Source organism: Sphaerochaeta sp. UBA5836, assembly GCF_002432845.1.
GTDB lineage: Bacteria > Spirochaetota > Spirochaetia > Sphaerochaetales > Sphaerochaetaceae > Sphaerochaeta.
This window is the reverse complement of sequence record NZ_DJGW01000105.1, coordinates 1-11,677: the sequence shown is the minus strand read 5'-3', so window position 1 is coordinate 11,677 and position 11,677 is coordinate 1. Positions and strand designations below refer to the sequence as shown.

The window sequence follows — 11,677 nt, the reverse complement described above, 5'->3', positions numbered from 1 at the left end:
ATATGAGTTTTATTGCGTAGATTAACTTGCGTATTCTACGCATACAACGTAACATCCATCTATGGATACCTATATTTGGCAACAACCGGACTGGCCGCATTTTACCTATGATGCACATTCCTTGCTCTCCTCCATCAATGAGATTGCCCATGCACAGGGGAGGCTGGAAACACTGCTCACCCAATTGGGTATTTCAAATCTCAAGGAATTTGAGGCGCGGACCTTCACCGATGAAATCTATCATTCACATGAGATAGAGGGGGAGATCCTTGAGCAGCAGAGAATCTACTCATCAATCTGCCGAAGGCTCCAAGTTCCCAATGCATCGATGCAGCTTTCCGGACCTCATATTGAAGGTGTTGTCAAAACGTTGTTGGAAGCTTTGGAATGTGCACAGTCGCCGCTCTCGCACCAGAGACTGTGGTCTTGGCACAGAACCTTGTTTCCACAGAATTTGAGTGGACCATTCCTCATTCATGCAGGAGCGTACAGAACAGATGCCATTGCAGTGATTTCTGGATTCTCCAAGAATCAGGAAGTTCTGTTTGAAGCCCCCTCCGCAGATCTTGTACATCAAGAAATGGAGGCTTTCATCGCATGGATCAATGAGCCAAGCAACATCCCCGCTTCAATTCGCAGTGCTATAGCTCATCTTTGGTTTCTGACCATCCATCCATTTGAGGACGGAAATGGAAGGATGGCAAGAATCATCGGAGACTATACATTTAATAGGCATCATACAAAAAACCAAGTCTTATTCAGCCTTGCCACCCAGCTCAAGAAGCATCAGAGCGAGTATTATGAACAGCTTCGCCAAGCACAAACGGGAAGTCTTGATTGTACCAACTGGATACGCTGGTATCTTGGACAAATTCGCGAAGCCCAAGAACGGGCAATCCAGAGTTGCGAAAAGACGCTGCATGTAAGACACCTGTTTGAGCGACTGACTTTGAATGAACGCCAGCGTTCCATGATCGTGCGGTTGACTACGGATTTTTATGGATCCTTGACAACCCGGAAATGGGCGAAACTCATGCATTGCAGCCATGATACTGCAATGCGTGATATCAAGGATCTGATACATAAAGGGGTGCTCAAGCAATCCGAACGCGGAGGAAGAAGCACCAGTTACGTTCTGGTGCTCCCACAGTCTCTTCAATAGCGGATCGGTTTTCCTTCTTTCTGGCTGCGGTACATGCCCTCGATGAGCTTGACCGTCTCCCTTCCTTCCTCTCCGCTGCTGATCAGCTCCTCTTTGCCAAGGATCGCTTGTGAGAAATGTTCCTGTTGTTTGGTGAAGAAATACGCTACTGCATCGATTGAGTTGAAAAAAGCTGTGTCCTCATCCTTCCAACGGCCCAGGTTCTGCTGCTCACCCTCAATCGTCCACAGGTCGTTGACCGGCGGTTCCAGGATGCTGCTGCGCCCGGCAATGAACATCGCACCCCCATCGGTCTGCACCCCGACCGAGTAGGCCGATGAGCCGTGGACATGCACCTTGGCATGGATGCCCGGCTTCTGGGAGTTGGATACAAGGATCGAGGCCATGGCGCCGCTTGCAAATCTCACTACTGCGACGGCGCTGTCCTCCACCTCGATATAGGGGTGGTTTATGTTGTCCCACTGGGCATACACCTCCTTGACCGGGCCGAGAAACCAGTGCAGCAGATCAAGTTGATGGGGTGCCTGGTTTATCAGGACTCCACCGCCCTCAAGGCTCCAGCTGCCACGCCAGGGATCACTTGCATAATACGCTTCGTCGCGCCAGCCGAGCATGGTAACCTGGCCGAGCATCGGTGTTCCCAATTTTCCGTCCTCGATGGCTTTGTGGATGCGCAGGCTTGCGGGATACCACCGCCTCTGACTGATCACCGAAAGCAATTTCTTCTCAGCCTTGGCTGTCTCGACCATGGCGTCGCAGTCGCTGACAGTGAGGGCCATCGGCTTTTCCACCAGCACATGGGCACCCGCTCTCAGGGCGGCAATGGTGTGTTCCTTGTGAAGCGGGTGTGGCGTGGTGATGATCACCGCATCGACCTTCGCTTCCTTGACCATGAGGTTGATATCGGTATAGGCAAGAATCCCAAACTCCTGGGCAAAGGCCTGAGCCTTGCCCGAATCGCGACCCCATACTGCAACAAGGGTGCTGTCCTTGGCATCCTTGAGGGCCTTGGCATGGATCTTAGCCACTTTCCCGTATCCAATCAGAGCATATCGTACCGTATTCATTGCATGCCTCGCATTATTCAGGGAACCAAGACAACTTTCAGCAGGTTGTCCTCTCGGTTGTACAGCTTGTCGAACCAAACTTTGCCTTCCTTCAGGGGAGCGACCTTGCTGATCAGGTCGGTGACGTCAAGCTTCTTGTCCGCCATCATCTTCAGTACCGTCGGATACTCGCCGTTGATGGCGCATGAACCTTGGAGCCTGATTTGCCGGGTTACCACACTTTGCAGCGGCAAATCGATGGTAGGGGTGACATTGCCCACCAGAACAACCGTTCCTCCCTTGCGCACCAGCGAAATTGCCATATTGATCGGGCTGCTGGCGCCGACCGCTTCATAGACGAGCTGAAGCATTTCACCGCTCGTGATGGATTGTACCTTTTCAAGCAATTGGGAATCGCGGGGATCGATGGCAAAGTCGGCACCAATTTCAAGTGCTTTCTTTCTCCGTTGTTCATCCATCTCGATGGCGATGATGTTGCCGCTGGTCATCGTCCTGAGCAGCTTGATCACCAACAGGCCGATCAGGCCGGCACCGACAACCGCCACATCCTCGCCAAGTTTCGGTGCTGCAAGGCTGATGGCATGGGCCGCAACTCCTGCGGGCTCGGCCATTGCAGCCTCCTCGAAGGAGAGACCTTGAGGAAGGTGAAAGAGCACCCGCTCTTCGATGAGGGCGTACTCGGCAAAGATCCCATCCTGGTGATAATCACTGCAGCTGACTCCGAGCACCCTGCGATTATCACACAAGTTGAACAATCCCTGCTTGCAGAACGGGCAGGAGCCGCAGTAGATGGTTGAATCGAAGGTCACCCGGTCACCAACCTTGAAATTGGCAACCAAAGATCCAACTTCCTCAATAATCCCGCTTCCCTCATGTCCCATGATTATGGGGGGCCTGCGTCTACCGGTCGACCCATCATAGCCGTGGACGTCGCTGCCGCAGATGGATGCAGCCTTGATTCTCACCAATACTTGGGTGGGGGAGAGCAGCTTGGGTTTTGCAACTTCCTGCATCTCCAAATTTTTGTATGCTGTCAATACGAGTGCTTGCATGCTTTACCTCTGAATACGGGCGCTGCCGCCTTGGGCAAGAGCCTCGACCTGGGAGAGAGTCGCCATGGTGGTGTCTCCGGGATAACTGGTCAACAGGGCTCCGTGAGCCCAGCCAAGCCTGAGTGCATCTTCAGGTTCCTTGCCTTCCAACAGGCCGTAGATCAAGCCGCTGGCAAAGCCGTCGCCGCCACCGACGCGGTCATACACATCAAGAACGCAGGTCGGTGCCTGATACCCTTTCCCATCAAGGAAGAGCACGGCGCTCCAGCGATGCCTGTTGGTGGACAGTACCTCACGCATCGTCGTAGCGACTGCCTTGACAGTGGGAAAACGCTTCTGCACCGACTCCATCATGCCGTAGAAGGAGGTGGGGTCGAGCTTGTCGGCCTTGACCACCTCAGGACCTTTCAGTCCGAGTCCAAGCTGCAGGTCCTCTTCATTCCCGAGCAGTACATCGACATGTTCGACGATGGATGAGAGGATTTTCTGTGCGTGTTCTTGAGGTTTGTCGGAAAGGGATTTCCAGAGTTTCTCCCGGTAGTTGAGGTCGAAGGAGACCACCGCTCCCTGATCCTTGGCTTTCTGCATCGCCTTGATGATCAAATCGGGGGTGGAGGGGGAGAGGGCAGAGAATATGCCGCCGCTGTGAAACCAACGAACGCCTCCTCCAAACAGTTCATTCCAATCAAAGCTATGCTCGTCCAAGAGGGCTGCAGCCTCATTGCTTCGATTGTAAAACACCACAGGAGGTCTCAACCCTTGTCCGCGGTCGCTGTAGACGTGGGCCATATTCGGGCCGCGGACTCCGTCGTGTGCAAACCGCTTATAGAAGGCTTTCACCCCCATTCGACGTACTTCAGCCTCTATTTTCAACCCGATGGGGTAGTCGACCATCGCACTGGCGATGGCTGTTCGCTGTCCAAACGCCCTGCTGAGGTTTGCCGCGACGTTGAACTCCCCGCCGGAGACATGAATGTCCAGCTGGGAAGCATATTCAAAAGGGATGACTCCAGGATCCAGGCGGACCACAAGAGCTCCGAGTGAGAGCAAATCCAGATGGGCATGCTCCTTGGGAATGAGTGCAAGCTGAGCCATACTATCCTCCTCAGGTCAAATGCTGTACGTAGTGGAAGCGGTGTTGCCGCCGCGGCCGGTCCAATTGGTATGGAAGAACTCACCTCTCGGTCGGTCAACCCGTTCATAGGTGTGTGCGCCAAAGTAATCCCGTTGGGCCTGCAGGAGGTTTGCCGGAAGGTTCTCGGTGCGATAGCTGTCAAACCAGGACAGTGCTGCAGACAGCGACGGGGCGGGAATCCCGTTCAGTGCTGCAGCGGCAACCACCTGCCGCAATTGCTGGTGGGTCTTGGTCAGGATACTGGAGAAATAGGGGTCGAGAATGAGGTTCTTCAGTGCCGGATCGGAGCTGAAGGCTTGGCTGATCTTATCCAGGAAAGCCGAGCGAATAATGCATCCGCCTCTCCAAAGAAGGGCGATGCCGCCCAGATTCAGGTCCCACGTGTTCACCTCTCCGGTCGTCTTGATCAGGGAGAAGCCTTGGGCATAGCTGATGATCTTCGCTGCATACAGAGCAGAGCGCAGAGCCTCGATGAAGGCCTTGGTGTCGGCAACCGGTGCAGACGGTTTGAAATCGAAGACCTTGCTTGCAGCAATGCGCTCCTCCTTCTGGCTGGAAACGCTGCGGGCAAAGACCGATTCAACGATCAGGGTGAGAGGGATGCCTGCATGCAAGGCGCTGATGCCGGTCCATTTGCCGGTTCCTTTCTGTCCGGCGGTGTCCAGGATCTTGTCCAGGAGAGCCGATCCATCCTCCTCCTTGAATCCAAGGATGTCTCGGGTGATTTCAATGAGGTAGGAGTTGAGTTCCCCCTCGTTCCACTCGGAGAAGACAGCTTGCATCTCATCGTTGGAGAGTCTGAGCAATTTTCTCATCAGGTCATACACCTCGCCGATGAGTTGCATGTCCCCATACTCGATGCCGTTGTGCACCATTTTGACAAAGTGACCGGCACCGCCGCTGCCGATCCAATCACAGCAGGGAACATCATCCACATGGGCTGATATGCTCTGAAAAATCGGCTTGACATGCGGCCATGCCTGAACAGAGCCTCCGGGCATGATGGAAGGGCCTTTCAGGGCTCCCTCTTCACCGCCGGATACACCGGTCCCGATGTACCACATGCCTTGGTTCTCGACATAGGCCATCCTTCTTTGGCTGTCCTCATAGTTGGAGTTGCCTCCGTCGATGATGATGTCTCCCTTGTCCAACAGGGGAAGCAGGGCTTCGATGGTGTCATCCACCGCCTGACCAGCCTTGACCATCATCATAACCTTGCGTGGCTTCTCCAATGCTTCCACAAGCTGACGCAGGCTGTGGGTGCCGATGATCTGCTTACCCTTTGCCCTGCCTTCGATGAACGAATCCACCTTTTCGATGCTTCGGTTGTATACTGCAACGCTGAATCCCTTGCTCTCAAGATTGAGCACCAGGTTCTCTCCCATTACTGCGAGGCCGATCAGGCCGATGGTTGCTTTCATAGCTATTCTCCTCTAGATGCGCCGCTTTGCGATGACACTTCTCATTTTATTCAAATTCTCAACTCCAGCCTCGCCAAGGTGCTCAAGCACCTCCACATAGAGGACATCGATGAGCACCAGGCTGGTGATTCTTGCGGAAAAGGACTCAGCCACCACCGAAGAGGCGGGACTGCTGACACTCAGCACCAGGTTGCCCAGCTTGGCCAGAGGCGAGCGGGTGTTGCTGGTCAAGACAATCAAAAAGCAGCCGTTGTTGCGAAGCTCCTCGGCAAGAGCCAGGGTATCGTGCCCGACTCCCGTATGGGAGATGAGCAGGGCGACATCGTCCGCTCCCGCTTGGCTTGCAAGCATCAGCTGCATATGGTAATCGGATGCGTATTGGCAGTTCAGCCCGGTGCGGATGAGTTTGTGATATGCATCCTGGGCCAGGATGTTCGACCCCCCGAGACCCATCAGAAAGAGAGCGTGTGAAAGGGCAAACCGCTTGGCCGCTTCCTTGAGGATGCTGCGGTCAAGCTTGGTGTAGGTCTCTTCAAGGTTTTTTCTTGCATTGGCAAAGACCATGTCCGCAGGATCTTCGCCTTTGGAGACTTCGGTTTCAAAGAGTTGTTCGCTGGATGGGATGGTCTCCCGGGCCAAGGCGATGCGAAAGCGCTGGTAGCCGCTGTAGCCGAGTTTGCGGGCAAATCGTACCATTGTTGATTCGCTGATGCCGATCCGCTCGGCAAGTTCCTCAATGCTGGGATTCACCGACTCCTTGGGGTGCTCGAGGATGAAGTCTGCGATTTTCTTCTCTTTGGTGCTGAGTGTTGCATACTTGCTGCGGATGGTATAGATGGCACTGACTTCCTGCATCGGATTCCCTCCCCCCTTGCTTCATAGTATAGTATGAAAAAAATATTCAGGCAATCAGAAATAAATATTCATTTATCGCTTCACTTCTGGAAAAAACGGGGTATACTATAAAAAAGGTGTACAAAGTAAAAGGAGTGTAGTGTAGTATGAAAACGAGAAATGTACTGGTTGTCATGGCACTGGTATTCTGCTTGGCCTTCCCCCTGTTTGCACAGGGCACCGCTGAGACAGCACAAAAACAGGAGATCCGCGTTCTATTGGCAAACCATCCCTATGGCGAGCTCTTGAAGACCAAGATTCCTGAATTCGAAGCAAAGACCGGCATCAAGGTCAACTATGAGAGCTTGCAGGAGAGCCAGCTGACCAACAAACTCACCACCGAGTTTGCCACCAAGAGTTCGACCGTCGATGTATTCATGACCCGTCCTTTGCAGGAAGGTCTGATGTTCATCAAGAATGGTTGGTATGAAGGCCTGGATAGCTACAACTTTGCAGACTACCCGGCCAACTCGGTCGATATCGGCAGAAAAGACGGCACAGCCTACATCGTACCGTTGGTAACCGAGTGGCAGGTACTGTACTATCGCAAGGACCTTTTCAAGCAGGCCGGGCTCTCTGTTCCTACGAACTTCACCGAGCTTGAAGCTGCTGCCAAAGCCTTGAACAAGGACGGCGTAGCTGGCTTTGCTTCCCGCGGAAAGGGTGCTGCAGCCGTTACCCAGCTCTCCAGTTATGTCTATAACTTTGGTGGCAGGTACCTTGATGGCGGCAAGGCTGTATTTGACAGCCCCGAGGCACTTGAGGCCATCCGCTACTACGGCAGGCTCTTGGGCAACTATGGCCCGCAGGGTGTGACCAGCATGTCTTGGGAGAATATCATGCCTGTATTCCAAGCCGGCAAGGTTGCCATGTGGACTGATGCATCGGTCTTCTACGGCCAGATTGTCGATCCCACCAAGACCCAGATTCCTGCTGCCGACATCGGTATCGCCCAGCTTCCCAGAGGCCCGAAGGACGACAGTCCGTTCATCGTCGTATCTTGGGGCATGGCGATGTCCTCTGCTTCCAAGAACAAGGATGCGGCAAAGCAGTTCCTCGACTGGGCGACCAGCAAGGAACTTGCCATCCAAGGCATGCTTTCCAACATCACCATGGCCCGGGATTCTGCATGGGCTGATGCTGAAGTCAGAAAGGTCATGAACCCTGGACTGGTTGAGACCCAGGCCCACGCTGCAAAGAACGGCTATCCGTATGACCGCCCGTTCATGAGCTCTGTCGGCCAGGCCCGCGATCTTATCGGTGAAGTAATCATCGAGTCCATCAACACCAAGGGAACGAGTACCAAGCTTGCGTCTTTGGCACAAGAGAAGGTAAAGGCGGTGAATGAACTGCTGAAGGCCGACGGTGAATACGGGCTGTAGACCTGATTGAGTCATTTTTGGCCGACCGGATACATCGGTCGGCCACTTGTGCGACAAGGAGTTTTCTATGGTGCGACAAGGATTCTTCGAGAAAAATCTGAGGTACATCTTCCCGCTTCCGGCTGTTCTCTTTGTAGTTGTCCTGATGGTATTTCCTGTGGCTTATACCTTCTTTCTCAGCTTTACGGATTGGACGCTCACCAGCGGCAGGCCGCTGTCGGTGGTTGGACTGAATAGCTACCTGCAGGTTCTGAAGGAGCCTCGTTTCCTGGAAGCTTTGGGAAGAACGTTCTATTTCACGTTCGGATCAGTAATTGTGGAGATGTTGCTCGGTACCGCCTTGGCCCTGATTCTCAACCGCAGCTTCAAGGGAAAGGGCGTGGTAAAGACCCTGCTGCTGCTTCCCTTGGTGGCGACACCCGTTGCCATCGGTATTGTGTGGAACCTGTTTTATGATCCAACCATCGGGATTCTGAACTATGTGCTCAGCGTGCTCAAGCTTCCCCAAAGCGGATGGGTCAGCGATGCCAAGACCGTGATGCCTTCGCTGATCATCGTTGATATTTGGCAGTGGACTCCGATGATCACCATCATTGTGCTCGCAGGTCTTGCCGGCCTTTCCTCCGAACCGTATGAGTCTGCCATGGTGGATGGGGCCAACTCCCGTCAAGTGCTCTTTCGCATCACCCTGCCCATGTTGATGCCTACCATTCTCACTGCCGTGATTCTCAGGGCCATCGACGCCCTCAAGACCTACGACATCATCTATTCCATGACCGGCGGCGGGCCCGGCTATGCTTCAGAGAACCTCAATGTACTTGCTTTCAAGTACAGCTTTGAATATTTCAGGATGGGACAGAGTGCGGTGATGCTCGTATTCCTCTTCATCATCGTTCTGCTCTTCAGCCTTCTGGTTATGCGGCTGCGTAGAGCCTTTGAGCTGTAGGGGAGGTGAGTATGAAGGAAAAACGTGTAACAACCATTCTCTACGGCTTCGTCCTGGTCCTGATCATCATCCCCATTCTTTTCCCTTTCATCTGGATGTTGATGAGTTCATTCAAGACCCAGGTGGATATCATCAGCTGGCCTCCGAAGTTCATCTTCAAGCCGGTGATGCAGAACTATAACCGGGTGTTCGTCGAGCAGAATTTTTTGCAGTACATGCAAAACTCCCTGATTGTTTCGGTGGTCAGTGTTTTCTTCTCCCTGTTGCTGGGTCTGCCTGCCGCCTATTCCATCGCCCGCTACAAGCAGAAGAAGCTTTCGGTTTTCATCCTGGTCGCCCGCCTGATGCCCGGCATCTCCTTCTTGATGCCCTGGTACATTGTCTTCTCTCGTCTGGGGCTGATGGACAGCTACGTCGCCTTGATCCTCAGTCATATGCTCATCGCCCTGCCGTTGGTGGTCTGGGTCATGTCCCCGTACTTCGACTCGGTGCCCAGGGAACTGGAGGAGGCTGCGATGGTTGACGGACTTACGCAACAATCGGCCTTTTTGAAGATCCTGCTTCCTCTCTCCGGACCCGGTGTTGTCACGGCGACTACGCTGAGTTTCATTTTCAGCTGGAACAACTTTATGTTCAGCCAGGTGTTGAGCCAACAGAACACGCGTACGCTTCCTATTGCAGTCTACAACTTCCTCTCGTATGTCGAGGTTGACTGGGGTGCGGTGATGGCTGCGGCAGTGACAATCATGGCCCCTGCAATCGTGCTGACGATGTTCTTCCAGAAGTATGTAGTCAAAGGCCTGACCATGGGCGCCGTTAAAGGCTAGGGCGACTGTTCCGTTTGAGCACCAACTCCCGCATTTTGCCTCCGGTATGTTCCACGATCACCTCACATTTGATGATAAAGAGAAAGAAGATGGGTCCACTTTCTTCTGAGAGTGCCTCGAAGTTTCCCTGACCCTTGCTGATGATCATATCTGCAGCGTGGTACAATTCCAAAAAGGCGGGGTCGGCTTGGCTGAGAACCAAACCCGGGGTCTTGCTGCCGCTGGAAACCACCGTGGCAACCGTATCGAGTCCGCAGTCCAAAGCATCCTTGACCAGCACATCGTTGAGTATCGGGTAACCCCGGGTGACGAACGTGAGCTCAAGATGTGGGAACTGATCTGCCATGGTCTCCAACAGGACCCGGTCGAAGACGATTTCTCCGGCATTGTCGGCAATATACAGTACTTGTTTTGCAGACTTGAGAGCTTGCTGGAAGGCATCGAACTCAAAGAGCGACGAGTTCGTTCCTCCAAGTTCCTGTTGCAAAATCTTCGTAATTTCCCCTTGCACGTTTATACCGCTGGGAAACGCTCCATAGTCGATGATATTCCCTGCACATGCGAGTTTGACAGCGGTTTTTAGGGGAGTTGAGGAGGTGCGCACCATCGTGCGCAAATCATCGATTACCGCCAGGGCTTCCTTGTTGCTCATGGTTTTGACGTCGAGGTAGGGGTCTTCTCGTCCCGTTTTTTCAACAAACAGGCGTTGCATATGATAAGCCATCTCAGGCGGACTCAACTCCAAGGGAAAATGCTTCAATTCATTTCCGATATCATCCATGATCTGTTTGATCGATTCTGAGGAAAGACCCAGCAGTCTTCCTGATTCCAGGATTTGTTTGAAAAAGCATGGGAGACAATCAAGTGAAGTATGCATACTACCGACTATACCATAATGAGTAGGCGAAGTAGTAGCGTATACGATGGTTTGCATGAAAGGCTGGCGTCCTGCTACTCCCTCTGGTATACTATACAAAAGGGTGGTAGCGGTATGAGAATAGTCGGCATACACTACACCAGATGGGCTTCTTCGGCCGAAGCGGATATCGCTTCCTTGGTCCAGAAGGCCAAGCATCTGTCTTATGACCAGCTCGAAGTCGACGGGATCATCCTCCAACAGATGAGCCCGTGGGGTCGTAAGCGCCTTGGCTTTGAGGCGAGAAACTACCGGATTGATATCTCCTACAGCCTGAATCCTCCGCCTGATTACGATCTTTCCTCCCTTGATGAGGATGTAAGGAGGCACGCCCTCACCCAGTTCCAGAACCTTATCCGCACCATCGGAGAAATGGGGGGAGGAAGCCTCAACGGTCCGCTCTATAGCAGTTTTCCGGTACAACTGCACTTGATTCAGGATAAGCAGAGGCTGCTTGAACAGAGTATAAAGAGCCTCAGATCGCTGACTACTCTCGCCCAGGACGAGGATGTGATGCTGAACATCAGGCCGGTCAACCGATATGAGCATTTCCTCATTCCTACAGCCAGCGAAGCTCTGGCCTATGTCCATGCAATCAATCATCCGAATTGCGGCATCGACCTCGATACGTTTGAGATGAATCTCGAAGAGGACGATATGAAAGCTGCCATTCTCCAAGCAGGAATATTTCTTCACTGTCTCCATATCCGGGAGAACAACAAGAAAATGGTAGGATTGGGGGCTCTCGATTGGAAAACCGTCCGCAACGCATTGGATGAAATCTATTACAAGGGGCCTTTGGTGCACATGCCTGATATTGGTGATAGTGGTCAGGAAGAGCCGGCAGAGAGCCAAAGGATTCGAAACCTGCTGTG

Annotated in this window: 11 protein-coding genes; 5 read left to right on the top strand and 6 right to left on the bottom strand. The window is 53.1% G+C overall.

The features are described 5' to 3' along the window. The first annotated feature begins 61 nt into the window (after nucleotides 1-61). Nucleotides 62-1,162, top strand: coding sequence for a Fic family protein (locus B3F49_RS09970; RefSeq protein WP_293910760.1), 1,101 nt, complete (start codon nucleotides 62-64; stop codon nucleotides 1,160-1,162). Here the strand turns inward: B3F49_RS09970 and B3F49_RS09965 are convergent. From B3F49_RS09965 to B3F49_RS09945, 5 genes are read right to left on the bottom strand one after another with little or no spacing between them, the layout of a single operon-like run. Then, nucleotides 1,156-2,229 carry a Gfo/Idh/MocA family protein gene (locus B3F49_RS09965; protein WP_293910758.1) on the bottom strand — a complete coding sequence of 358 codons (1,074 nt, stop codon included), beginning with the start codon at nucleotides 2,227-2,229 and terminating at the stop codon, nucleotides 1,156-1,158. The genes B3F49_RS09970 and B3F49_RS09965 overlap by 7 nt on opposite strands. Nucleotides 2,230-2,246: 17 nt before the next feature. Then, nucleotides 2,247-3,281, bottom strand: coding sequence for a zinc-dependent alcohol dehydrogenase (locus B3F49_RS09960; protein WP_293910756.1), 1,035 nt, complete (start codon nucleotides 3,279-3,281; stop codon nucleotides 2,247-2,249). Between the two features lie 3 nt (nucleotides 3,282-3,284). Then, a complete protein-coding gene (locus B3F49_RS09955) occupies nucleotides 3,285-4,376 on the bottom strand; it encodes a sugar kinase (protein ID WP_293910754.1) in 1,092 nt (363 codons plus the stop codon). A gap of 15 nt (nucleotides 4,377-4,391) precedes the next feature. After that, entirely contained in the window at nucleotides 4,392-5,837 is a 1,446-nt protein-coding gene (gnd, locus tag B3F49_RS09950) for a decarboxylating NADP(+)-dependent phosphogluconate dehydrogenase (protein WP_293910752.1), read from the bottom strand. 12 nt (nucleotides 5,838-5,849) lie between these two features. Beyond that, a complete protein-coding gene (locus B3F49_RS09945) occupies nucleotides 5,850-6,692 on the bottom strand; it encodes a MurR/RpiR family transcriptional regulator (protein ID WP_293892247.1) in 843 nt (280 codons plus the stop codon). A gap of 146 nt (nucleotides 6,693-6,838) precedes the next feature. On the opposite strand from B3F49_RS09945, the gene B3F49_RS09940 reads away from it, so the two are divergent. From B3F49_RS09940 to B3F49_RS09930, 3 genes are all read left to right on the top strand, one after another. Continuing rightward, the gene (locus B3F49_RS09940; RefSeq protein WP_293892249.1) at nucleotides 6,839-8,113 is read left to right on the top strand and encodes an ABC transporter substrate-binding protein; all 1,275 of its coding nucleotides are present in this window, start codon (nucleotides 6,839-6,841) and stop codon (nucleotides 8,111-8,113) included. A 67-nt stretch (nucleotides 8,114-8,180) separates the two neighbouring features. Further along, nucleotides 8,181-9,059 (top strand): carbohydrate ABC transporter permease, encoded by an 879-nt coding sequence (locus B3F49_RS09935; protein ID WP_293892251.1) that lies wholly within the window; start codon nucleotides 8,181-8,183, stop codon nucleotides 9,057-9,059. An 11-nt stretch (nucleotides 9,060-9,070) separates the two neighbouring features. Further along, a complete protein-coding gene (locus B3F49_RS09930) occupies nucleotides 9,071-9,886 on the top strand; it encodes a carbohydrate ABC transporter permease (RefSeq protein WP_293910750.1) in 816 nt (271 codons plus the stop codon). Here B3F49_RS09930 and B3F49_RS09925 read toward each other — a convergent pair. Next, nucleotides 9,876-10,763, bottom strand: a complete 888-nt coding sequence (locus tag B3F49_RS09925; RefSeq protein WP_293910748.1) for a damage-control phosphatase ARMT1 family protein — start codon at nucleotides 10,761-10,763, stop codon at nucleotides 9,876-9,878. The two genes, B3F49_RS09930 and B3F49_RS09925, sit on opposite strands and share 11 nt — an antisense overlap. A gap of 114 nt (nucleotides 10,764-10,877) precedes the next feature. Between B3F49_RS09925 and B3F49_RS09920 the strand changes: the two genes are divergently transcribed. Further along, the coding region (locus B3F49_RS09920) for a sugar phosphate isomerase/epimerase family protein (RefSeq protein WP_293910746.1) at nucleotides 10,878-11,677 on the top strand (800 nt) is incomplete at its 3' end.